Source organism: Robertmurraya korlensis, from assembly GCF_023715225.1.
Classification (GTDB): Bacteria; Bacillota; Bacilli; order Bacillales; family Cytobacillaceae; genus Robertmurraya_A.
In genome coordinates, this window is record NZ_JAMBNS010000006.1 from 161,867 (window position 1) to 187,793 (window position 25,927).

At 37.5% G+C, this 25,927-nt stretch carries 19 protein-coding genes; all 19 read left to right on the forward strand.

What is annotated here, in order from left to right; translation table 11 throughout:
• The first annotated feature begins 21 nt into the window (after window positions 1-21).
• Window positions 22-1,365: a sensor domain-containing diguanylate cyclase gene (locus tag M3175_RS12840; protein WP_251519536.1), complete on the forward strand. Its 1,344-nt coding sequence runs from the start codon at window positions 22-24 to the stop codon at window positions 1,363-1,365.
• Between the two features lie 499 nt (window positions 1,366-1,864).
• On the forward strand, window positions 1,865-2,908 hold the full coding sequence (locus tag M3175_RS12845; protein ID WP_251519541.1) for a TRAP transporter substrate-binding protein: 1,044 nt from the start codon (window positions 1,865-1,867) through the stop codon (window positions 2,906-2,908).
• Between the two features lie 114 nt (window positions 2,909-3,022).
• Window positions 3,023-3,517, forward strand: coding sequence for a TRAP transporter small permease (locus tag M3175_RS12850; protein ID WP_251519542.1), 495 nt, complete (start codon window positions 3,023-3,025; stop codon window positions 3,515-3,517).
• A gap of 50 nt (window positions 3,518-3,567) precedes the next feature.
• A complete protein-coding gene (locus M3175_RS12855) occupies window positions 3,568-4,845 on the forward strand; it encodes a TRAP transporter large permease (protein ID WP_251519543.1) in 1,278 nt (425 codons plus the stop codon).
• Between the two features lie 115 nt (window positions 4,846-4,960).
• Window positions 4,961-5,968, forward strand: a complete 1,008-nt coding sequence (locus tag M3175_RS12860) for a LacI family DNA-binding transcriptional regulator (protein ID WP_251519544.1) — start codon at window positions 4,961-4,963, stop codon at window positions 5,966-5,968.
• A 362-nt stretch (window positions 5,969-6,330) separates the two neighbouring features.
• The gene (locus M3175_RS12865; protein WP_251519546.1) at window positions 6,331-7,293 is read left to right on the forward strand and encodes a hydroxymethylglutaryl-CoA lyase; all 963 of its coding nucleotides are present in this window, start codon (window positions 6,331-6,333) and stop codon (window positions 7,291-7,293) included.
• Between the two features lie 41 nt (window positions 7,294-7,334).
• Complete coding sequence (locus M3175_RS12870; RefSeq protein WP_251519548.1) at window positions 7,335-8,186, forward strand: sugar phosphate isomerase/epimerase family protein; 852 nt, start codon at window positions 7,335-7,337, stop codon at window positions 8,184-8,186.
• Window positions 8,187-8,334: 148 nt separating this feature from the next.
• On the forward strand, window positions 8,335-9,315 hold the full coding sequence (locus M3175_RS12875; RefSeq protein WP_251519549.1) for a zinc-dependent alcohol dehydrogenase: 981 nt from the start codon (window positions 8,335-8,337) through the stop codon (window positions 9,313-9,315).
• Complete coding sequence (locus M3175_RS12880; protein ID WP_251519550.1) at window positions 9,312-11,078, forward strand: thiamine pyrophosphate-binding protein; 1,767 nt, start codon at window positions 9,312-9,314, stop codon at window positions 11,076-11,078. The genes M3175_RS12875 and M3175_RS12880 overlap by 4 nt, the downstream gene beginning before the upstream one ends.
• 81 nt (window positions 11,079-11,159) lie before the next feature.
• Window positions 11,160-12,593: an aldehyde dehydrogenase family protein gene (locus tag M3175_RS12885; RefSeq protein ID WP_251519551.1), complete on the forward strand. Its 1,434-nt coding sequence runs from the start codon at window positions 11,160-11,162 to the stop codon at window positions 12,591-12,593.
• A gap of 274 nt (window positions 12,594-12,867) precedes the next feature.
• Window positions 12,868-14,949 carry an S-layer homology domain-containing protein gene (locus M3175_RS12890; protein ID WP_251519552.1) on the forward strand — a complete coding sequence of 694 codons (2,082 nt, stop codon included), beginning with the start codon at window positions 12,868-12,870 and terminating at the stop codon, window positions 14,947-14,949.
• 64 nt (window positions 14,950-15,013) lie between these two features.
• Entirely contained in the window at window positions 15,014-16,780 is a 1,767-nt protein-coding gene (locus M3175_RS12895) for a CE1 family esterase (protein ID WP_251519553.1), read from the forward strand.
• 277 nt (window positions 16,781-17,057) lie between these two features.
• Window positions 17,058-18,683, forward strand: a complete 1,626-nt coding sequence (gene abc-f / locus M3175_RS12900; RefSeq protein WP_251519554.1) for a ribosomal protection-like ABC-F family protein — start codon at window positions 17,058-17,060, stop codon at window positions 18,681-18,683.
• Between the two features lie 207 nt (window positions 18,684-18,890).
• Window positions 18,891-20,069: a sulfite reductase subunit alpha gene (locus M3175_RS12905; RefSeq protein ID WP_251519556.1), complete on the forward strand. Its 1,179-nt coding sequence runs from the start codon at window positions 18,891-18,893 to the stop codon at window positions 20,067-20,069.
• Window positions 20,070-20,286: 217 nt separating this feature from the next.
• Window positions 20,287-21,345, forward strand: coding sequence for an LLM class flavin-dependent oxidoreductase (locus tag M3175_RS12910; protein ID WP_251519558.1), 1,059 nt, complete (start codon window positions 20,287-20,289; stop codon window positions 21,343-21,345).
• Between the two features lie 33 nt (window positions 21,346-21,378).
• Window positions 21,379-22,134: a GTP cyclohydrolase II gene (locus M3175_RS12915; RefSeq protein WP_251519560.1), complete on the forward strand. Its 756-nt coding sequence runs from the start codon at window positions 21,379-21,381 to the stop codon at window positions 22,132-22,134.
• Window positions 22,127-23,230 (forward strand): bifunctional diaminohydroxyphosphoribosylaminopyrimidine deaminase/5-amino-6-(5-phosphoribosylamino)uracil reductase RibD, encoded by a 1,104-nt coding sequence (ribD, locus tag M3175_RS12920; protein WP_251519562.1) that lies wholly within the window; start codon window positions 22,127-22,129, stop codon window positions 23,228-23,230. The genes M3175_RS12915 and ribD overlap by 8 nt, the downstream gene beginning before the upstream one ends.
• Window positions 23,231-23,307: 77 nt before the next feature.
• On the forward strand, window positions 23,308-23,892 hold the full coding sequence (locus tag M3175_RS12925) for a TetR/AcrR family transcriptional regulator (RefSeq protein ID WP_251519671.1): 585 nt from the start codon (window positions 23,308-23,310) through the stop codon (window positions 23,890-23,892).
• A gap of 365 nt (window positions 23,893-24,257) precedes the next feature.
• Window positions 24,258-25,634 carry an APC family permease gene (locus M3175_RS12930; protein ID WP_251519564.1) on the forward strand — a complete coding sequence of 459 codons (1,377 nt, stop codon included), beginning with the start codon at window positions 24,258-24,260 and terminating at the stop codon, window positions 25,632-25,634.
• Window positions 25,635-25,927 lie beyond the last annotated feature (293 nt).

The following is a 25,927-nucleotide window of genomic DNA, read 5'->3' on the forward strand; positions in this document are numbered from 1 at the left end:
ATAAGAGAAGGGTGAAATGAAATGAGTAACACCAATCCATTCTCGTTATTTGATGCGAAGGCAGTTCTAACGGAGGACCTACTTACTTTATCGGAAAATGAAAAACAACTGCGTTTTTTAATTGACATGATACAAGAGTTTATCGTGGTTAAGGACGGAAATGGCCGATGGATAGTAACAAACCTGCAAGTTTTAAAAGCATATGAGCTAGAAGAAATCGACTATTTAGGAAAAACAGACTTGGAGTTAGCTGAATTACAACCAAAATTTAGAGAGTCTTTTGAATATAACAAAAGTACTGATGAGCAAGCTTGGATAAAAGGCTCCGCTTTAAAAATGGAGAAAACGATTATGGGTAAAGTATGGGAGGTTATCAAAACTCCTTTCTTTGCTGAATCTGGAGAACGTCATCATTTGGTCATTGTGAGTAGAAACATTACTGAGCGGAAAAAAGCAGAGGCTCGACTTCAGGAAAGTGAGCGGACATACCGTTTAATTGCTGAAAATATGAAGGATATTATTATTACGGTCAATAAACAAGGAAATGTTTTATACTTATCTCCCTCTTTTGAGCATATCCTTGGTTTATCAGCTGAGGATTTTATTGGTAAACCTTTGTTTTCCATTATCCATCCTGATGATGCGCGGAGAATGAATCAATTAATTGAAGATATGGTAGATTGTAGTGTCCTAAAGAATAAGTTTGAAGGTCGATTACAAAGAGCCAATGGGGATTATGTATGGTACGAATCCATTTGTTCATGTGTTTTTAAGGAAAATGGAGAATTTGATCATATTATTATCGGAGCTCGAGACATTACTGAACGAAAAAACAATGAGTCGTATTTAGAAAAACTTGCTTTCCAAGACGCACTTACAGGTGTTTATAATAGACGTTTTCTAATAGAAAAACTACCTGCTATACTATTGGACTCTGAAATAAGTGGAACAAAGGTGGGGTTAATTTATTTTGATATTGATTCATTCAAACATGTTAATGATACGATGGGGCATGAGATTGGGGATCAGTTACTTATTCAATTCGTGAAACGAGTTCAATCAAATCTTCGCTTCACGGATCCTATTATACGAAATGGAGGAGATGAGTTTATCGCCATAGTTCCTAACCTACCAAGTGACCATTATATTGTTCCTATCGCGTATATGTTATGCGATTCATTGAGTAAACCTTGGAGGCTTAATGGCAGGGCGGTGGAAGTGACCTCTTCATTGGGAGTAGCGGTCTTCCCAAAGGACGGAAATAACTTACAAAGCATTTTATCAAATGCGGATAAAGCCCTTTATAAGGCAAAATTGAAGGGAAAAAGCCGGGTAGAGATTTATAAAAAAGAGACGGAAAAATAAAGGCTTGGTAGTAAGCCTTTATTTTTGTTTGATTTAAAAAATTAGATCGATATAATAAAAAATTTAATTCAAGTGTTAATAATGAGCAAAAATAAATCCTAATTACTGTAGAATAATGGGGAACAACGCTTTGTTTTAATAGGAATTAGCACTACTTTAATTTACAAACAATTAAGAATCTTTTAAAAAATGGTTGTTTTACTCAATTTATCTGTTATATACTATAAACACAGAGAAATTATGGATATAAATTAGATCGATTTAATTCGTTCCGATTGTATCCCAAAAGTTAGATCAAGAGGGTAAGAGAGGAGGAAATCTAGCTAACGATAAATTAAATCGATCTCATAAATGAAAATGTATTCTGAATACCTAAATATTAATAATTTTTCACACGATCAAAGAGGGGTTAAAGGGAAGTTATTGTAAATTTTTGAAAGCGTTATCTTTTTGAGTTAAAGTTTAATTTCTAAAAATTTTAATAAGGAGTGAATGAGAAATGAAAAGAGTTTTATCATTATTATTCGTCTTATGCTTAATGGTTCTGGGTGCGTGTTCACAACAATCTTCAAATAATGAAAATGAAGAACCAAAGGATTCCGATGTTAAGACAAGTGAGAAATTAATGAAATTAGCAGTCGTAACTTCAGAAGATCGATCGCTTACAAAAGGGTTAGTGAAGTTTGGAGAATTAGTAGAAAGTAAAACAAATGGATCGATAAAAGTAGAGGTATATCCAAACGGCCAACTAGGTGGGGATCGAGAAGTTTTTGAATCATTACAATTTGGATCAATTCAAGGAACTACTATGTCAACAGGACCAATCGCTCAGTTTGTTCCTAAGTTTAACGTATTTGACTTACCGTTCTTATTTCCGAATTCGGAAGTAGCATATGGCGTGTTAGATGGAAAGATTGGAACTGATTTATTAGCAGAGTTGGAGAGTCAGAATGTAATTGGATTAAACTATTGGGAAAATGGTTTTAGACATTTAACAAATGGTGTAAAGGAAGTAAAAACACCAGATGATGTAAAAGGATTAAAGATTAGAACTCTTGAAAATGATCTCCATATGGATATTTGGTCTGAATTAGGTGCAAACCCAACTCCAATGGCGTTTACAGAATTATTTGCAGGATTACAGCAAGGAGTAGTTGATGGTCAAGAAAATCCAGTAGGAAATGTTACAGCAAATAAATTTTATGAAGTACAAAAATACTTATCGAAGACTGGCCATGTATATAATGCAAGCCCTTTCTTAATTAGCAAAGATTTCTGGAATTCATTAAGCGATGAGGAAAAAAAGGCAGTACAAGAAGCAGCTGATGAAGCTAGAGATTATCAAAGAGAGTTAAATCAAAAAGAAGATGAAGATGGATATAAATTCTTAACTGAGAATGGTATGACGGTTACTGATATTTCAGACGAAGAAAAGGAAGCGTTCCTAGAAAAGGTTAAACCAGTTTATGAAAAGTATTCTGCTAGTATTGGAGAGGAATTTGTAGACCAATTATTAGCAGAAATAAATAACTTGAAAAAATAAGCTTCACCGAGCTTAAGGGGGAAAATCCCCTTAAGCTTTCATCATATCTCCCCAAAATACATAAATAAATGAAACCATTTAAAGAGTATTCTACCTTCAGAAAGAGGTGAATGGATGATGAAATTGTTGCATTGGCTTGACGAGCATTTTGAAGAGTTATTTATTGGTATATTTTCTTTTGTGATGGTAGTTGTTATTTCTGTTCAGGTATTTATGAGATATGTTCTGCAGGATTCTTTACCTTGGTCAGAGGAATTAGCTAGGTACTGCTTTATTTGGCTAGTGTACTTAGGAATCAGCTATGGAGTGAAAAAGCAAAAACATATGAGTGTGGATGTACTTTATTTAGCCTTAAAAGGGAAATCACAAGCTGCCTTGAGGATAGTTGGGAATTTATTATTTTTGGCATTTGCCCTTTTTGGACTGATTTATGGATACCAAATTACATTGAAGCTCCTTACATGGGGACAACTGTCACCTGCCCTTAGTTTGCCAGTTGGTTTTGTTTACTTAGCTGGACCAATTGGTATGGGATTAACAGCAATTCGCTTAATTCAACTAATTGTCCAGCAGGTAAAAATTCTACTTGGGAAAGAAGTTCCACAGTAATAACTGGTCTGTTGATATTTTGATCATGTAATGAAACGGAGGGGAAATCGATGACAGCACTTGTCTTATTTGGCAGTCTCGCTCTATTTTTAATACTTACGGTGCCGATTGGTATTTCAATAGGATTATCAACTTTAGTGACCATTTTATACACGGGCTCTATGCCGTTAGAATATTTAGCACAGGGTTTAATCACTTCAATTGACTCATTCCCTCTATTAGCAGTTCCCTTTTTTATTCTAGCGGGGGAGATTATGGGAAAGGGTGGACTATCTGATAGACTATTTAAAGTTGCTAATACGATTGTTGGAGACAAAACAGGTGGTATTGCAATAGCAGCAATTATTACTTGTATGTTTTTTGCAGCCATTTCTGGATCAGGACCTGCAACTGTTGCTGCTGTTGGAGGAATTATGATACCGGCTATGATCAAACAAGGCTATGATAAGAAATTTGCAACAGCAGTTGTCTGTGCAGCAGGTTCTATTGGCGTAATCATTCCTCCAAGTATCCCGATGGTTATGTACGGAGTAGTAGGTAGTCAATCAATCGGAAAGTTGTTTATCTCTGGAATCTTACCAGGGATATTAGTCGGTGTCGCCTTAATGATTTGGACTTATATTTATTCCCGAAAACAAGGATACAAAGGTATTGGAAAAAGTACTTTTATAGAATTCTTGAAAGCTACTTGGGATGCAAAATGGGCACTCTTAGTCCCACTCATTATCCTAGGTGGAATTTATGGCGGGATTTTTACTCCCACTGAAGCAGCAGGAGTTGCCGTTGTATACGGCTTTATCGCTGGCATATTCTTATATCGAGAGCTTAAAATTAGAGATTTACCCCGAATGCTAATTGATAGTGGTATTACTACAGCAACGATTATGCTTATTGTCGGGACGGCAACAGCATTTGGTCGAATACTTACGGTCGAACAAATTCCGAGTCAAATTACCGAGGGATTACTCTCTATTTCTAGTAATCCGATTATTATCCTATTACTAATCAATATCTTACTTTTAATCGTAGGATGTTTTATGGACACGGTTGCAGCAATTATTATTTTAACTCCACTCTTACTGCCCGTAGCCATGAATATTGGAGTAGATCCTATTCACTTTGGTTTAATTATGGTTGTTAATTTAGCAATAGGTTTTATTACACCTCCACTGGGCGTAAATTTATTTGTGGGATCTGGTGTTTCGGGGATTTCAATAGAAGCACTAGCAAAAGCGGTTATGCCTTTCTTTATTGCAATGGTTATTTCACTTCTTATTTTAACTTATATACCACAAGTGTCATTATTTTTAGTTGAGTTTATGGAATAACAAAGTTGACACTAATACTTATATACTACATAGTAATAGTATATTAATTGATTAACTTTAGTATTGGAATGATAGAATAGAAACTAAATTAATTTTGGTGAGCTGGTGATTAAAGATGACGCATAAAAAAAGAGTAACTCTGCAAGATGTAGCCAATCATGCTGGCGTTTCCCGGGCGACTGCATCATTAATTGTTCGTGGCAGTTCTAAAATTGCAGAAAAGACAAAGCAGAAGGTATTGAATTCAATGCATGAACTAGGCTACGTGTATGACAGAGTTGCTGCCAATATGCGTTCTCAGTCTTCTTCAACAGTTGGATTAATAATTACAGACATCGCGAATCCATTTTACGCAGAACTACTTAGAGGTGTTCATCATTCATTAGAGGAAGCAGGTTATACTGTATTCCTTGGTACGACTTTTGACTCAGATATAAAACAGGAACAGCTTATATCTAGAATGCTCGAACATCGGGTTGGTGGGATCATTTTATGTCCTGTTTCAGAAAGCTCAAAAAATAGTATTGAACGGGTAAAGGCGATCGATATCCCACTTGTTTTAGCAGTGAGGGAAATTGAAAACGTTACCTGTGACTATGTAGGAATTGATTACGAAGTGGGAGCTCAAATGGCTGTAAACCACCTAATTCATAAAGGTCATAGAAGAATTGCATTTCTTGGCGGAACATCCCATTCAACTGCCTGGAAGGAAAGGCGTAATGGATATTGTAGTGCGTTAAAACAAGCGGGTTTAGACATCGATGAGACACTTATTGTAGAAAGTCCTGTTACTAGAGAGGGTGGAATGGCTGCAATTCGAAAAGTGTTATTCCAGGCTAGTCCACCTACAGCTGCCTTTTGTTTTAATGATTTAGTCGCACATGGTGTTATGCTTGGATTAAACGATGCGGGTTTAAAACCAGGGCAAGATCTAGCTGTTGTTGGCTTCGATAATAATAATGAGGCACCATTGTATAACCCACCATTAACTACCGTTTCTTCATATGCTAGACTTATAGGCTCGCAGGCGGCTATTCTGCTTCACCAAAGAATTGTCAATCAAGACCGTGATACCCAGCGAATTATCTTGCAGCCTGAATTGGTAGTAAGAAAATCTTCATAATTCATTGTATTAACATAAAGGGAGCCTAGAGGCTCCCTTTATTAAATGATGAAGCTGAAAAGGTATTAAAAATACATAGAATCGCATAGGATTAGGTAACTCCTTTTTATTAGAACGATCTACCACTCACTAAAACATACTAAATCTACTCATCAACGTCCATTCCTTTTTAAATTATTGAGAAAATTCAGTAAATGTGTTTGCAAACAAACGGAAATCATGTATTATTATGGTAACGCTTTCTTTATTGATGTTACCATAGTTAAAAGGTGGGGATTCAACTTAACATATTTTTTTAATAGTTTATTAGATCGATATAATAACTTATGTACGGTAAGAACTATTAAGCAAAGGAGTAACCTATGAACAATTTAACCGTATTTACGCTACCTTCAAGGGCTTATATTTGCGAAGTTGCTCCTCGTGACGGATTCCAAGCCATAAATGATCAATGGATTCCGACAGAAGAAAAAATATCCATCATTCGATCGTTAGCAGAAACAGGAGTAACTACAATTGAGATTACCTCGTTTGTTCATCCAAAGGCTATCCCTCAATTAAAGGATGCAACAGAGGTTGTCAAATCGTGTAATGACTTAAAAAATATTAAATTCAGAGCATTAGTACCTAATGTAAGAGGAGCAGAAAGAGCCATTGAGGCAGGTATAAAAAAGATAAAGCTCATGTTATCAGCCACTGACTCACATAGTATCTCTAATGCCAATTGTGAAACGGAAAAAGCACAGAATGGTTTTTATCCGATCGTTGAATTAGCACAGATGAAGGGGATAAAGGTGGGAGGGTCTATATCCGTTGCCTTTGGATGCCCGTTTGAGGGGAAAGTTCCTCAAGAGAGAATAAATCAGATTGTATATAGATACGAATCTATGGGTGTTAAAGAAATTTCATTGGCGGATTCGACTGGTACTGCAAATCCCAAGCAAGTATATGAAATGCTCGGCCATTTACGTGATACTTTTCCTGATATTTTATTTACTTTGCACCTTCATAATACAAGAGGACTTGCGATTGCAAATGCGGTTAGTGCGTTGCAGCAGGGAATTGTTCATTTTGATAGTTCGATAGCGGGACTTGGGGGTTGCCCATATTTACCTGGAGCAACAGGTAATGTCGCGACCGAAGATCTAGTTTATGCATTTCATGAAATGGGGGTTGAGACGGGAGTGGATCTTAATAGGGTTATCCAAACGGCAAAGTCTGTAAACCAGATGCTAGGATGCAGCAGTGAAAGCTATATGTTGAAAGCAGGTCCCTCTTCTCATTTACACACAAAGGTAACGACCCAACGGAAAATAGAAAAATAACTGGGTAACTAGATTAGGCTTGTATGTTGGGGAGGGAAATGATGACAAGACCATTTTCAATTGCGCACCTTACTGCACTTAATTGTACTCCAGCTGAAATTATTCATATTGCTTCTAGAGTGGGTTATGATTTTGTGAGTCTTCGGCCGATTTATATGGGTCTACCGGGAGAGCCCAATTATGACCTTGCAAGCAATAAACAGATGATGGGAGAGACAAAGGCAGCACTTGCAGACACAGGTTTGAGATTACTGGATATTGAGTTAGCTAGAATTTTTGATGGAATGGATCCATTTAACTACTTGCCAGCATTTGAAGTTGCCGCAGAGTTAGGTGGACGCCATGTTCTAAGCAGTATTTGGACAGATAACAGGAATTATGCAATTGAGAAATTTGGAGAAATGTGTGATCTTGCCAAGCAATTTGATCTAACAGTTGAACTTGAATTTGTCCCAATAGCAAGTGTTAGGACTCTTGCTGATACGCTAGACATTCTTCATTCCGCAAATCGATCTAACGCGGGAATTATGATTGATACGCACCATTTCCACCGTTCAGGAGATCAACTAGAGGACCTCCAAAAAATTCCTAGTTCTTACTTTCGTTACTTCCACCTATGCGATGCTCCTTCTCAAGCACCATCATCAGTTGATGAAATGAAGCGGATTCTTAGGGAGGAACGTCTCTATGTAGGCGAAGGGGGAATCGATATTGCTGGTATCGTAAACAGTTTACCAGTGAATACACCATGCTCGATTGAAATGCCAAATATTAAACGAGTAAAAGAGCTAGGTTTTGAAGAGTACGCCCGACGCTGTTTGGAAACGGCAAAAGAGTTTCTTTCTATTCATGCAACCGAAGAAAAATCGTTACGTAAAAAAGTCGGACTTTAATTATCTGATTAGTTTATATTTTCAGTTATACGGAAAATATTTGATTGCTATTATTTGGAACAAAAGGTACTATTGTGATAACGCTTTCTTTATTTTAGATCGATCTAATTATTTTTTTGGGTGGTGGTCATTTATGTGGGGATTACATTTGAAAAACCCCGGGGAACTAGAACTAAAAGAATTTCCAGTTGAATCCCCTCTTAGAGAAAACGAAGTTAGAATTAAACTCATTTATGGCGGTATCTGTGGTTCTGATATTGGTGTGTATAAGGGAAAGATTGGTCACGCAAAGTACCCGGTCCGACCTGGTCACGAGTTAGTAGGGAGAGTTATTGAGGTCGGTGAAAAGGTCGATCTTACCATAGGAACAAAGGTTGTTGTTACACCTAATACGTTTTGCGGCGAATGTGAGAATTGTCAAAGAGGTTATCGTAATATTTGTTCTCATAAGGAGTCGCTTGGAGTCAATGTGGATGGGATTTTTTCAGAAGAGATTTCTATTTCATCAAAGTATGTTCTTCCAATTCCTGAGGAATTACAAGATGAAAAAGCAGTGTTAATTGAACCATTTGCCGTTATAACTCATGCTTTTGAAAAAGCTTTTATTACAAAAGGTACAACGGTCGGAGTCATCGGTTGTGGCACGGAGGGGATGCTTTCAATCGCTTTAGCCAATTTTCTTGGAGCGAAGGTGACTGCAATAGATATATACCAATCAAAGCTTGAAAAAGTAAAAGCTGCTTTTGGGGTTAATACCGTTTTAGCTCATGAAGTGAAGGACGAAAAGTTCGATGTTGTAATTGAAGCGGCTGGCGTAAAACAGGCTGTAGAACAAGCGGTACGAGTGGTTAAACAAGGCGGATCGGTCATTTTGATTGGTCTAACTCCAGAAGCAACTCTGCCAATTGTCCAGATTGTAAGAAATGAAATTACCATTCATGGGTCCATCATTTATAACTTTCCAGAAGATTTTTCCAAGTGTGTAGATTATTTACTTAATGATGATTTTGATGTAAAGCCAATTATTTCTAATATTTTCCCTCTTAAAGAGTTTAAAAAGGCATATATTTACGCCATCTCAGGTCAGTGCGGCAAAATATTATTAGATTTCAAAGGAGGCCATATATGAAACAGTTAATATCTTATCAATTGGTAAATTATCTTGAAGAAAGAGGCATTGAACATATTTTTGGACTTTGTGGTCACACAAATATTGCCGTACTTTCTGCTTTAGAGAATAGCAAAATTAAGTTTGTAAATGTTAGACATGAGCAAATTGCCGCGCATATGGCGGACGGCTATGCGAGGGTAAAGAAAAAAGCAGCCGTTCTTTTAAGTCACTTAGGTCCAGGACTCACAAACGCGGCAACGGGAGTGGCGAATGCTGCTTTGGATTCAATACCAATGGTTGTTATTGCGGGCGATGTGCCAACTCATTACTACGGAAAGCATCCACATCAAGAAGTAAATTTACATGGTGATGCCACTCAATATGAAATTTATCGTCCTTTTGTCAAAAGAGCATGGAGGGTCGATAGCGCACATCTCTTTCCTGAGATTTTAGAAAAAGCCTTTCAACTAGCTGAAAGCGGCAATCCAGGTCCAGTCTTAATCTCCGTCCCAATGGACATTTTTTCAAAAGAACTAGAAACCTCTTACTTTGAAAAGCAGAAGCTGAATGCAAAGAATCTTCATAAGCCATCTATTGACAATGAAACAGCAATGAAAATCATCCAAACGCTAGCTGAAGCAAAAAGTCCGATCTTTTATGTAGGTGGTGGGATCTTATTAGCTGATGCAGCAGATCAGCTTAGAGAACTAGTAGATCGATTGAATATGCCTGTAGCCCATTCCTTAATGGGAAAAGGCGCAGTTTCTGACGATCATCCATTGACTCTAGGTATGACAGGTTTTTGGGGAACAAAATTTATTAATGACAAATGCAAGGCCGCAGATTTCGTCTTAGGTTTAGGCACTCGCTTTGCCGAGGCAGATAGTAGTTCATGGGAACCGGAATACACGTTCAACTTCCCTCCAACGAAATTAATTCAAATAGATATTGATCCGAGCGAAATTGGAAGGAACTACCCGGTAGAAATTGGTGTAGTAGCCGATTTAAAACAGGCCTTAACCGTGTTAAATCGAGTAGCCGAAGAAATGTTCCCATATGGAGTACAACGGGATTCCCTCGATACATTAAAAGAAGAAATTGTGAAAAATCGGAATGAGTTCAAGGAAAGCAATCGGAAGTTTATTGAAGATGAATCATTTCCAATGATGCCACAACGAATTGTTGACGAAGTACGTCAAGTCCTTCCTAAAGATGCTCTTATTACAACGGATGTTGGATGGAACAAAAATGGAGTAGGTCAGCAGTTTCCTATCTATGAGGCAGGATCCATTCTTACTCCTGGAGGATACGCGACGATGGGCTTTGGAGCACCAGCAGCCCTCGGTGCAAAGATTGCTGCACCAAATCGAATTGTTGTCTCATTAGTGGGTGACGGCGGTTTTGGTCAAAATCCAGCTGTATTAGCAACAGCAGCTGAGGAAAATATCCCAGTTGTATGGGTCATAATGAATAATTTTGCATTCGGCACAATCGCAGGTCTGCAAAAAGCTCATTTTGGTACGACTTTAGGGACTGTTTTCCAAAAGGATGGAGAACCTTACTCTCCTGATTATGCAGCAATTGCTAGAGCTTACGGGGTGGAAGGGATCAAGGTTCAGTCTGCAGGAGAATTCAAGCCTACATTAGAAAGAGCCATTAAAGCGAATAAACCAGTCGTTATTGATGTAGCTATGTTGAATAACCCAGTACCTACCGATGGACATTGGAATATTATGGACATCTATTCACCTGGGAAAAGTGTACACCACGTTTCTGTCTGATCATTAAGGGGATTTCTTGATTCTGCAAAGCTGAAATAAGATCGATCTACTAAGCTATCAAATTTGTAGGAGGTAATGTTATTGTCTACCAATGCAGTCAAAAAACAAACCGAACTCACGGAAGAACAACAAAAGGAATTAGATCTTGCGTTTGAGAAAGCAAAAAAGGCAATGGATACGATTGAGACTTATAGTCAGGAACAACTGGATCGCTTATGCCAGGCAGTCGCATGGGCAGTCTCTAATAAAAAAACTTTTACTGAATTAGTTGATATGGGAATTGAGGAAAGTAAGCTAGGTGACCATGAGAGTCGCATGGGAAAACGAATGAAAATTCGAGGAATTTTACGAGATGCCCTCAGGCAAAAAAGCGTTGGTGCGGTTGAGGAAATACCTGAAAAAGGAATTGTAAAATATGCGAAGCCTGTAGGTATTATCGGTTCAATTGTGCCAACAACGAATCCTGATCTAACCCCAGCAGGCACAGCTATTTATGCAATTAAGGCAAGAGATGCGGTTGTCTTTTCACCACATCCTCGTTCGAAAAAAACTACTTTTGAAACGGTTAGGCTCATGAGAGAAGCGCTTGAGAAGGAAGGGGCGCCAGCTGATCTTCTTCAATGCTTAACATTAGTTAATATACCAATGACAAAAGCGCTTATGTCAAGGGCAGATCTAGTCCTTGCTACGGGTGGGAAAGATATGGTCAAAAGTGCGTATAGTTCAGGGACACCGGCTTACGGTGTAGGAGCTGGTAACTCAACGATGATCATTGATGATACAGCTGATGTGAAGGAAGCGGCACTAAACACCATGCTAAGTAAAACATCAGATTTTGGTTCTGGTTGTTCAGCGGATGGAAATTTAATTATTAGTGACAAAGTATATGAAGCGATGCTAGAAGAATTGGTGAAGGTGGGTGGCTACTTAGCAAATGATGACGAAAAGGCTAGCCTTCGTTCTGTTATGTGGGATACAGAGGGGCATAGACTTCCTAACACGGTCGCTGTTGCTCCACAACAACTAGCAAAGGAAGCAGGTTTTTCGATTCCAGAAGATCGAAAATTCATCATTGTAAAAGGCGATCAAATCGGAAAAGAATATCCTTTTTCGGGTGAAAAATTAACTACATTGTTAGCGGTGTATAAATATGAAGGTGAGTTTGAACATGCGCTTGATATGATGAGAGCCATTTACGAAGTGGGAGGAAAAGGACATTCATGTGGTATTTACTCGTTTGACGACGATCATATTCATCGGCTTGGGTTAGCAGCACCAGTGAGCAGGATTATGGTACGTCAAGCCCAGTCAAAAGCAAACGCTGGTTCGTTTACGAATGGTATGCCAATGACATCCAGTCTTGGTTGTGGAACATGGGGAGGAAATATCATCTCAGAGAACGTGAATCTTAAACATTATATGAACTATACATGGGTGTCGAAACCAATCCCAGAAGATAAACCTTCAGATGCGGAGTTATTTGGTGAATTTTTTGATCCAGAGCTAGAAAAATAAGCTAGTTAGATAGATAAAGAGGCAGACTCGTAGAAACAATAAATTGTGACTTTTGAGTGGCCTCTTTATTTTCATCTATTATACCTCTGAAGTTAATTGATAGGAGGTGATGCTAAATGTAATTTTGAAAGCGTATACAAACAAGAGGGTGCTTGAAAGCTTTCCATACTTAACTATCCTATTTACACCATTATTAACGTAACAAGAGTGTAGTTAGGAAGTAATAAAAGCGATTCAGTAAAGTACTTAAAAGGAAACCATGAGGAGGAAGATAATGTCTAAACCTAGGAAGCAATTTAAGATTTTTTTAGCCTTGATTATGGTCGTCATGTTAATACCAAGCTCTCCCTTTGCATCTGCTGCGAGTGGAGACAACATTACAAAAGCAGAGTTTATCGGGAAAATTTCTAACTATTTCGCGTGGCCACATCCTAGTGATTATAACGATATTTGGAAAGCATCACATAAACAGTTCAATGACGTAAAGGCAACTGATCCATTTGGGAAACAGATTGAGGCAGCTTATGAGGAAGGTCTTATAAGCCCTGATGCTTCAGGCAACTTTAATCCAGATAGTGAGATATCTCGGGAAGATGCAGCTGTCATACTCGTAGATGCATTTAAAATCACAGAGTCAAATCAGCCTGCACCCTTTACAGACTATGAAATGATAAGTTCCGAGGCTATAGGAAGCGTAAATGCTCTAGTAGAACTAGGCTATATGTCTGGCAAGACAGCAAAGCTATTTAAACCAAATGAGCCTATTAAAAGATCTGAGGTTAATCAGATTTTTGACAAAATTATCACTGCAATGGTGACTCCTGTCCAAGCTCTTCCTAAACAAAACGCAATTGCTCCTAGACGTTACATTAAGTTATATACTCCTACACCAGGCGCTACTATCTACTACACTACTGACGGTTCAACTCCAACTACATCTAGTCAAATTTATTCAGTAGAATCAAAAGGTCATATAAATGAAATGTTAAGTAATAGTCAATTACCTGAGCGAACAGTGGTATACAAGGCTATTGCTGTAAAGGACGGAATGATCACAAGCCCAGTCCAGACTTTCACTTGGAAACTTTATCGTCCGGCCGTTGCTGATTTTCAACATGTTGTTATCCAGGAGAAAACGGCCAATAGTCCTGCAGTTTATCAACTGTATAATGATTCAGAATCTGTCCGTGCCATGGCTTACTACATTGAAGGGCACGAGAGTGGGATCATGTTCGATGCTTTACAGACCCAGTTTAATGTGAAAAACCTAAAAGAGTATATTGATAAGAACATAGCGACAAAGCCTTACTCTATGATCGTTTCCCATACACATGTCGACCATATTATGCAAATTCCTAATTTCTTAAAAGATCATGAGGTTTATATTAATGAGCGTGGGTGGGCAGAGATTTCGAGACAAGTAATTACCAATCCGGAAGATCAGGCTAAAGTTAAGAATATCGATGAAGGTGATGAATTTGATCTTGGAGGTAGTAAACTTGATGTCTATGCATTACCGGGTCATAGCAATAGTTTAATCATGCTGCAAGATAAAAAAAACGGTCTGTTGTTCGCATCTGATATCTATGGTTGTACCCGCGCCGGTTCAGCAGATAATGTAAACGTATCAGGTGTAAGAGTAGATCTGCTACTTTCACTTGCACAACAAACTTATTCTAATTATCAAAAAGATGGTGGAAAGGCTACAAAATTATTTACTGGTCACGATGAGACACCACTTGGAGACAACAATTTAAGATTGTTTGAGGCTGCTTTACAACAAGTAATTGATAGGGGCGAAGCAGGTACATCCCCTACGTTACGTGGAAATAATGATGCTCCATATAGTCGAACTACAACCATCGGGGATATGTGGACAGATGGAACAAATTGGATTTCGTTAAAGCTTGCGGGTATTATCGGTGATGATACAGAATATTTAACCTCAAATCCGATCAACTATAACGGAGATACTGGTTATATGAAGTATTCTGTCCTTTCAAATATTGAGTTTGAAGGTGGAGAACTCGTTGGTAAAACCGTTCAGTTCGCTCCGGATTCTCAACCATTTACTTGGGCTGGTAAAACCATTACCGTTAGCAATTCGTTACCAAATAAATTTGATCCTTGGTCTTATGCTTATACGATTAAAGTGCCTGAGGCTAATGATGAAATAACTGTTATACCTACAACAATGTCCACTAAAGTAAAGTCAATAAGAATGAATGGCAAAAAAGTAGATTATCGTTCAACTAATAAGGTTTCTGTTGAAGATGGCTCCGTTATTAAGATTGACATAGTAGCACCTGACAAAGTAACAACAAGTACCTATACCTTCACGGTAGAAAAATATTAAATATCTTCGTAGGAACCATATGGTACTGGTTCCTACGAGACTCATATGTTAGGAGTGAAATAGGATGAATGGTAAAAAAATCATGTTTTTGATGGTGATTTCACTAATGCTACTTAGCATTGTCCTGCCAGTTTCAGCTGAATCAATATACAATAAAAATGCTTTTAAACTAGAAGCAACCTCCTTAGATGGAATGGAAAAACCAGCTATTGATATTACATTAGGTAACAAGTTGCCATTAAACGGGTATTTTACTCGAAATGTTACTGTGGGGGATAAGACGCGTACGGTGAAAATTTATGTAGCGCCAGAAACGACTGTCCGAGATTACTTTACGGTCATAGCTGTTCCGGATGGTATGACGACAGAAGAGTTCCTTCACAAAAGCGGATGGCTGGATATTGCGGATAAGAAATCCGAGGGGTTGTTCATACTCGAGCCTGGAGTGAAAGGTTGGGGAAGTGCGGAAGAAGAACTTGCCTATATCAATGAAGCAGTAAAGGTATTAAAAGATACGAAGTATTACAATACATTTGGTGTCTTTTATTTAGCGGGATATGGGGACGGAGGAACAGCACTTCAAGCTTGGGCGATGCAAAATCCTCTTTTTGTCATTAGCTCCGTTTTTGTAGAAACAGAAGATCTTAAATCAGAATTTATTCGGGAAACAGGAGGTAAGACTTTTGCTGAAAATAAAGAGATTTCTTACTCTGAGGTACCTGTTCCTACTTGGATTGTAAATGATAACCCAAGTTCAGTAGAAAACTTAGTCGAATACTGGAAGGCGGCTAATGACACAGTTGTTTTAGGAGAGAAAGGATCAAGGGAGGGATTGTTGGGAAGTACCATCTATATACAAAAAGAGGATTCTGATCGTATTGTCACTTCCTACAGCGAGGTACGTTCCAAAGTAGCTGTTCTTAATCAAGGCGGAGATGGAGTATATAAAACGGGTTTCACTAAGAAAGTATATGATTTCCTTTCTTACTATACGCGCTATGACAATACAACCGTTAACGGAAATGTACTAGGTGTAAGACCTGATTACGAAAAATTGGGTGTTGAAATCAAGGAAATGAACTTGGATGGATATACTCGCGAGTATTTAGTTTATGTCCCGGATTCTGCACCTGAGGAAAACATTCCGGTTGTGTTCGTTCTTGCAGGAAACACACAAACGGCACGAGTATTCTTTGACGCCAGCCATTGGTGGGAGGTCGCAGACAAACACGGATTTATGCTTGTTATGCCTAGTGAACAATACAATTCATCCACAGACGTAACATGGAATGTTAACTATGCAACCAATAAGCAAGATGATTTTGTCTTCCTTGAGGAAATAGTTAAGCAAGTTGATAAAGATTACAATATTGATCCTGGGAAGAGATATTTAACTGGTCAATCTCTTGGCTCAATGTTTACGAACTATGCGAGTGCCGTCATGCCCGAATACTTTGCTGCTTTTGGTTCAACTTCGGGTCCGCTCTTAAGACCTGTTGAAGGGAAAAATGATAAAGTACCGTTTTATCTGCTTTTTGGTGAATATGATATTTGGAGTTGGGACCACACGATACCAGGACAAACAAATACTACTGTTCAATACTGGCTGGATCGAAACGAACTCGGAGAGCTGAGCGATGCTATTGTTACCACCAAGGACAGATATACGACCTACACTTGGTACGATAACAATGAAACACCGATGTACAAATATACTCAGACAAAGGATAGAGCCCATAACTTCATTGTGTCAGAAGTGTGGGAACTATGGGAAAACTGGTTCTCTCATTGGGAAATGGATGGTGAAAGAAACCGTCATTATACGGAGTAAGTTCAACAGTTATTTACCATATAGAGGAAGTTGTGTTATAATGATGTAACTAACTCGAAAGGGATGATGGGTGAACGATGAAGAACTAATCTTATTTTAAAACGATTGAAATTTTATATTTCCAATCACACAAAATAGGATTAGTCTGCCCATTATCTATACGGTTCTTAGCTTTTTTACGGAAAAGCTTTATTTGATTATGGTATGAAACGACTAATCCTTCCAATTCAACTGGGAGGATTTTTTTATTCTCCCTGTAAATCGAGGGGATGCAAAAATGAGAGAACTTTTTAAATGTAAAGATGTTAGCTATGAAATCAATGACGTGACCCTTTTTAACGGTGTAAATGTTCATGTACATGAAGGAGATGTTATAGGGATTATTGGAAAAAATGGAGCTGGGAAATCGACCCTCCTACATGTTATTTACAACCAACTAACTCCTACAGAAGGAAGTATTCAGTGGGTAGAAAAAAATGTAAAAATGACCTTAGTTGAACAAGAAACAGAAGTTTTTTCAAAGGAGGAAGATTCACCAGTCTTCAATAAAAGATGGATGGTGCCAACACACACTGCTTTTTCCAATCTAAGTGGAGGAGAAAGGCTAAAGCTTCGATTAGCACATGGATTTGCAAAGGAAGCTGACCTATTGCTATTGGATGAACCTACCAATCATTTAGACGAACAAGGCACTAATTTTTTGATAGAGCAAATTAAAAATTATAAAGGTTCAATTATTCTTGTTTCACATGATCGGTATTTTTTAGATAAAGTAGCTACAAAAATTTGGTCTATTGAAGGCTCTAGCATTTTTGAACAGAAAGGAAATTACTCTAATTATATGTTAGCTCGCGAACAGAAAAGGCAATCGCAGCAACGAGAATATGATAAGCAACAAAAAATGGTCGAGCGAATAGAAGCACAAATGAATGAGCTCACTTCTTGGTCAAAGAAAGGTCATGCTCAATCAACCAAAAAAGAAGGAACAAAGGAATACTGGCGAGTAAAAGCAAAACGAATGGATGCACAGGTGAAGTCGAAACGAAAGCGTCTTGAAAAAGAGTTAGAAAAAGCTAAAGTGGAGCGGGTTGAACCAGAGTATGATGTCCATTTTACGATTGAAAATCATCACAAGGTAGGGAAACGGTTTCTTGAGGTGAAGAATTTGTCAAAGAATTTTGAAGGTCGAGTGCTATTTAAGAAAGTTAATTTTACACTTCTCCACGGTGAAAAGGTCGCCATTACTGGTCCGAATGGAAGTGGTAAAACCACATTGTTAAAAATCATACTTGGTCAAGAACCGTCAGAAGGAGATGTTTGGATTTCTCCAACAGCCACAGTTGGTTATTTGACGCAAGAAGTGTTTGATTTACCATTAGAAAAAACACCAGAGGATCTTTATTACAAGGAAACCTTTGATGCAAGAGGAAAAGTTCAAAATCTCATGAAGCATTTAGGTTTTACAGCTTCTCAATGGAAAGAACCGCTTCAAAATATGAGCATGGGTGAACGGGTAAAGTGTAAACTGATGGGATATATTTTAGAAGAAAAAGATGTGCTTGTATTGGATGAACCAACTAATCATCTCGACTTACCTTCCCGAGAGCAGCTAGAAAATACATTGGCAGAGTATAATGGAACGTTAATAATTGTTTCACATGACCGTTATTTTTTAGATAAAACGACGAATACAAAACTTATTATGAATAAAATGACGATTCAAAAGCAACTTAGTGACATATCACCAAAATCAAGTAATCTAGACGAATTGCGGCTAAAGCTGGAAACCGAGAGACAAGAAGTTCTAGGAAAACTAAGCTTTATGACCACTAAAGATCAAGCATATAAAGAACTTGATAATAAATTTAATGAACTGACACGAAAATTAAAAGAGCTTAAGTGAAATAAAATCTTAGAGAGCCTCATATATATAGAGGCTCTTCATAGAGTTCTAACTTGTAATCTGTATGGAGTAAATATTACAATACATATGGAATCATTCTATAATCCTGATTTAAATACCAAATAACCGAAGCTTTAAAAAATAAGTTTCTGAAAAATTAAAAAATGTTATAATAGTATTGTTATACAAATTTGTGAGGTGGCGAACATGCAACGAACTGCAGAAAATATTTCAGAACAAAAAAAGGAAGAGACTATGGCTTATTCTAGAACAAATCCATTTCAAGCAAAGGTCCTTAAAAATATTAATTTAAATGGCCCTGATTCAAATAAAGAAACAAGACATATAGAGTTGTCATTAGAAACTTCTGGCCTTTCATACGTACCGGGAGATTGCCTTGGGATTTTTCCACAAAATGATCCTGATTTAGTTGCTTCTATTCTTGAAGAAATGAAGTGGGATGCAGAAGCGCCTGTAATCATTGATAAAGCTGGTACAACATTACCACTGAAAGAAGCTTTATCCACTCACTTTGAAATTACTTTATTAACAAAGAAGATTTTACAGCAAGCTACAGGACTAACTGATAATGACGAGTTAAAAAGGCTAGTAGCGGCTGAAAATATTGCTGAACTAAAGGAATATGTGGATGGTCGAGACTTACTTGATTTATTACAAGATTTTGGACCATGGAACGGATCGGCTCAAGAAATCGTCTCTCTTTTAAGAAAATTGCCACCACGTCTTTATTCAATTGCAAGCAGTTTTGTCGCTAATCCTGGGCAAGTACATTTAACAATTGGTGCTGTAAGATATACAGCTCATGGTCGTGATCGCAAGGGAGTATGTTCAGTACAATGTGCAGAACGTCTTGAAGAAGGCGATACAATTCCTGTATTTATTCAACAAAACAAGCACTTTAATCTACCTGAATCAAGCGAAGTAGATATTATTATGGTTGGACCAGGAACAGGAATTGCTCCGTTCCGTTCATTCATTCAAGAACGTGCAGTGGATAAAGCAGCAGGTAGATCGTGGTTGTTCTTTGGGGACCAGCATGAGGCAACAGATTTCTTATACAAAGAAGAGTTAGAGGGCTATGTAAAGGAAGGCTCTTTAACAAAATTAGACACTGCATTTTCTCGTGATACAGATCAAAAGGTGTATGTACAGCACAAAATGCTTGAAAATAGTAAGGAAATTTATGAGTGGCTAGAAAAAGGTGGATTCTTCTACGTTTGTGGTGACAAAACCTATATGGCAAAAGATGTGCATGAAGCACTGATCACTATTATTGAAACAGAAGGTTCGATTTCACGTGAAGAGGCTGAAAGCTATTTAAATGATTTGAAAAAGCAAGGTCGATACCAGCGTGATGTATATTAATTAATAGAAAAGAGCTATTCGATTTTTCGAATAGCTTTTTTATATGGTTTGTTAGGAGACAAAAACTCTATTCTTGGAATAATATTTTTAAGGATGGCCTTATCGTGAAAGATAGAAAGTCATTTTTCGCAAAAAACTTACTTGACACTATCTTGTTGTGATATTATAGTTACTTACATAAAGTAACTAAGTAGTAATAAATGAGGAGAATATGGGAATGGGTTTGAAAAATTCAGGAATAGAGATTGGTTTATATACGCTTGGTGATATTGTACCAGATCCTCATACGGGAAAAGTGATTAGTCCTGGGCAAAGACTTAAGGAAATACTCGAAGCAGCAAAGCTTGCTGATGAAGCCGGGCTTGATGTTTTTGGGGTTGGAGAGCATCACCGATTAGATTATGCAATATCTTCTACCCCAGTTATACTGTCAGCAATGGCTCAACTAACTCAAAAAATCAAACTAACGAGTGCAACTACTGTTCTAAGTACTGTTGACCCCGTTCGGTTGTTTGAGGATTTTGCAACATTGGATTTACTTTCTAATGGGCGCGCAGAAATCATTGCTGGCCGAGGGGCGTTTTTAGAATCTTTCCCTCTCTTCGGTTTTGATATTAATGAATATAATGACTTGTTTTTAGAAAACATGGATCTATTTTTACAATTAAATCAACAAGAGAAGATCACTTGGAATGGTCAATTTCGAGCATCATTATTGAACGCGGAAATTGCTCCAAGACCTTTTCAACAAGAGATACCCATTTGGGTGGGTGTTGGTGGTTCACCAGAAAGTGCTGAACGTGCGGGAATACTTGGAGTTGGGATGGCTGTAGCGATATTAAGTGGAGATTCGATGAAGTTTAAGCCATTAGTTGATTTATATCGACAAGCTGGTAGTAAGGCAGGTCACACATCGGATAAACTAAAAGTAGGAGTTACAGGCCATGGATATTTTGCAAGTACCTCACAAAAAGCAAAAGATGAATTTTACCCTTATTATTCTGTATACAAGGCATATGTTAATCAGCAATTAGGGAAAACAGGAAAATTATCAAGAGACGAATTTGACCAATTAACGGATCCTGATACTGCCCTTTTTGTGGGTAGCCCGCAACAAATCGTAGAGAAAATTCTCCGTCAACATGAACTTTTTGGCCATCAGCGCTTTATAGCGCAAATTGATATTGGTGGATTACCATTCGAAAAAGTTGCCGAAGGAATCGAGATATTAGCCACAAAGATAGCTCCTATCGTTAGGAGAGAAACCAGTAAATAGAAGTGAAAATAAGAATGAAAAGGGGTTACTTAGTTGACGCAGATAAAATTTGATTCAAAAATTCTTTCTGTTTTAGAAGATAAAATTCAATTAATTAAAACGGACAAAGGAGCCATTTATTTAGTTGGACCGATCAAACTACCGGTTAATCTTTACGATGAAACAGTTGTTTTTCAATGGTATTGTTGGTTAAATTGTGATGAAGTAACAGAAGACTTCGAAAGAATCATCAATAAGTTATCTTCTGTTAATTTAGCAGAACTACAACAATCCAGCGTTCTTGTATATGGAGATTTTTCTTATGGAGAAGATTGCCTCATTCGAATGCATTCTATCTGTCACACAGGAGATATCTTCGGAAGTAAGAGATGTGATTGTGGATACCAATTAAAACAATCGATGAAAATGATCGTTGACCATGGAACAGGTGCATTATTTTACTTAGCTAACCATGAAGGGAGAGGGATTGGTTTATTTAGTAAAGCGATGGCCTATATTCTCCAGGAAAATGGCTATGATACAGTCGATGCAAACGAAAGTCTTGGTTTTGTAGATGATTCTAGAAATTATTCAGATGCGATTCAAGTACTAAAGGCACTTCGCTCAAAACCAGTTACCCTTATGACAAATAATCCGAAAAAGCTTGAAGCATTAAAAAATGCAGGGTTAACAGTCTCAGATAGAAAACCGTTGTGGGGAGATGTATCTGAATACAATGAAAATTATCTTCAAACAAAGATCAAACGATCTGGCCATTTAGAAGAAGAAGGGACTTGTCCAAATGACTAACGATGAATTTTATATGGACTTGGCATTGAATAATGCCATTGCCATGAAAGGACAGACGGATCCAAATCCTTTAGTTGGGTCTGTCATCGTCAATAATAATCGCGTAGTAGGAATTGGGGCGCATTTAAAAGCGGGCGAACCACATGCTGAAATTCACGCCATACGGATGGCTGGTGATCAAGCGAGAGGGGGAACCATCTATGTAACCCTGGAGCCTTGCTCTCATCACGGGAGAACTGGTCCTTGTGCAGTCGCGATTGTCAAAGCAGGTATAAAGAAGGTGGTCATTGCTACCCTCGATCCAAATCCTGTTGTTTCAGGTAATGGTGTGAAAATCCTTAAGGATGCGGGTATTGAAGTAGTTGTTGGGGTAGGAATGGAAAAATCTCAACGAATGAACGAAGTCTTTAATAAATTTATTGTTCAGAAAAAGCCATTTGTCACATTAAAATCCGGTATTACCCTAGATGGAAAAATTGCCACACACACTTCCGATAGCAAATGGATTACGTCTGCAGAGGCTAGGGAGGACGTTCACCACCTTAGAAATCAACATATGGCTATATTGGTAGGTGTAAATACAGTGATTAAGGATGATCCGGAATTAACTGCTCGTATCCCTAATGGACGTAACCCTATTCGGATAATTATGGATTCCACCTTAAAGCTTCCCCTTGAATCAAAAGTTGTAACTGATAAGAAGGCGGAAACATGGATTTTTACTAGTGACACCTACGATAGAGAAAAGAAACAAACATTAGAAAGTATGGGAATTACCGTATTCCACACACCTGGCAAAAACCAAGTAGACCCTAACGAAGTGGTAAGTATATTAGGTGAAAAGCTGGTTTCTTCTCTACTAATTGAAGGTGGGGGAGGAATTAATGCGTCTTTCTTTGAAAATGACTTGATAGACAAGGTTGTTCTCTATATGGCTCCAAAGTTAATTGGTGGGAGTATGTCTCCGTCGTTCCTTGGAGGTACCGGTGTAGATAAAATGAAGGATGCTCTGGAGCTTTCAGATGCATCGATTACCCAAATTGGGAAAGATTTTAAATTTGTTGGTTATCCCATTTATAAAGGTGATCATCTTTGATAACAGAGATATCCTTATTTGCTCGTTCTTAGAAAACTATAGTAAAATGAATGGAGTTCATTCATTTTGAGGTGGTAATGATGAGTCACTCCAATGAAAAATATGATAAAATTTTACAGGCTGCCATTGAGGTTATTTCTGAAAAAGGTCTAGACAAAACATCTATTTCCGATATCGTAAGGAAAGCCGGTGTTGCTCAGGGAACTTTTTATCTTTATTTTCGATCAAAAAATGCTCTTATTCCAGCTATTGCTGAAAACTTACTCATGTATTCACTCAGCAATATAAAAAAGAGAGTGGTAGATTCCTCGACTTTTTGGGAAAAAATAAAGGTGTTTATTGATGAAACGTACCGTATTACGGATGAGTACAAAGAAGTGCTTGTTCTTTGTTATTCCGGTCTCGCATTAGAGTATTCTCTAGAAACTTGGGAAACGATTTATACACCGTATTATCAATGGTTTGAGGATATCTTACAGCATGCGATTGTACATGATGAAATTATTAGTAGTTTTCATGTAGAGTGGACATCAAAAATGATTATTAATCTCGTTGAAAATGCAGCAGAACGTTTTTACATTGCTAAAGATCAAGACATGGAACTCCAAGACTCGAAGGAAGAGCTTTTCCGATTCCTAAAGAGGTCATTATCAATAAAATGAGGAAATGATTCTATAAAAAACGACAAAACACAATTTTTGTCGTTTTTTATTTGCTCTATAGAATATATTCTTGATTAAAAATACCTTGCAATCTCATTCATCATGAAATAAGATAGTCTCAATTGAAAGCGATTTCATTTTGGTGTTTACAATAAGTATGTAAGAAAGTCTATCGAAGAAGTGGAAAGAAGAGAAAAGTATGAGTATATTAACTAAAAAGGTTACTCAAATTATAATTTTATGAATGACATTCAGTCATTTAAGGAAAAGAGGAGGGAGGTTATACAGTTTTTAACAAATAGAGTTCACGACATGTTTATAATTATCTAAATATTCAAAAAAAACGTTTGATCGGGGGAAGATACATGCCGGCTGAAAGAGTTGAATTAAGAAGGTCACTTAAGCTATCGCATATTGTGTTAATGGGTATTGGGTATATGACACCAATGGTTGTTTTCGATACCTTTGGGATTGCTTCCGAAGCTACAGCAGGTCATGTTCCTACAGCATATATCCTCGCCTTGGTTGCGATGTTGTTAACGGCACTTAGCTATAAACAAATGATTCAAGTTTATCCAACTGCTGGATCTGCTTATACGTACACTCAAAAGTCAATTAATTCACATTTAGGATTTTTAGTTGGATGGGCAGCGCTCATGGACTATTTATTTTTACCAATGGTCAATGCCCTTATATTTCAAATCTATTTATCTTCTATCTTTCCAGCAATACCTGAGTGGATTTGGGTGGCAGGATTTGTTATGGTGGTGACCTTCTTTAACTTAATGAGTGTAAATTCAACGGCAAACTTTAATACTTTCCTAGTTATTCTTCAAGGAACGATTATACTATTGTTTATTGGAGTCGCTATTAAATATTTATTAAGTGATGGTGGTGTAGCACAAGCATTTTCCATTCAGCCATTTTTTGAACAAGGGTTAGATTCATCGCTTCTTATTGCAGGAGCGACATTAATGTGTTTTTCTTACTTAGGATTTGATGCAGTGGCTATGCTAGCAGAAGAGACACCCCACCCTAGGAAGACGATCCCGAAGGCTATTTTTCTTACTGCGTTACTAGGTGGCTTGATGTTTATTGTCACCTCGTATTTTATTCAGCTCGTTTTCCCTAATCCACAAGACTTTTCTGACCTAGAAGCATCCTCTCCAGAAATTGCTGCCTCGATCGGAGGATCTATATTTCAGATTATCTTTATTGCTGGGGGAATAGCTGGTACACTCTCATCTGGTATTGCTTCACATGCAAGTGTATCGAGACTGTTGTATGTTATGGGGAGAGATAAGATCCTACCTGAGAGAATCTTTGGTTATGTACATCCGAAGCTTAGAACTCCAGCTTTAAATATTATTATAGTAGGAATTGCTTCTTTATCGGCGCTCTTTTTCAGTCTGGCAACTGCTGCTTCATTTATTAATTTTGGAGCTTTAATTGCTTTTACATTTGTAAATTTATCAGTCATTGCACATTATGCCATTAAAAACAAACAGTATAGAACACTAAAGGGATTGTTTTCATATGTCATTATGCCATTGCTAGGTGCGGGAGCCATTTTGGTATTATGGCTAAATCTTGAAAAAAGTTCAATTATTCTTGGTGCTACATGGCTTGCCCTTGGACTTTTGTACTTAATATATCTTACAAGAATGTTTACTAGAAAGGTTAGTAATATTGAATTTAATGAAATGGAAGAGCTTGAGCCAACAACATTAATTAAGATGTAAGTTTTTTTGAAATAGAGGGGGTGCGAGAAGAACACCATGCACCTACACTACACGGAATAAATAACTCCCCTTCTAAATTGGAAAAAGGTGTAGAATTTCACTTGATATTTTTTTGATTTTCACTTATATTCAGATTATTAAAAATAATTTTTCATTATTTTATTTTTTAGGCAGAAAAATGAATGACAGTCATTCATATTCATGAATAGAAAGTCGAGGCGATAAAATGAACATGTTATATTTTTTGATTCCAGTACTCCTTTCAATGAATTTAATTTTGATGGTGATTCAAC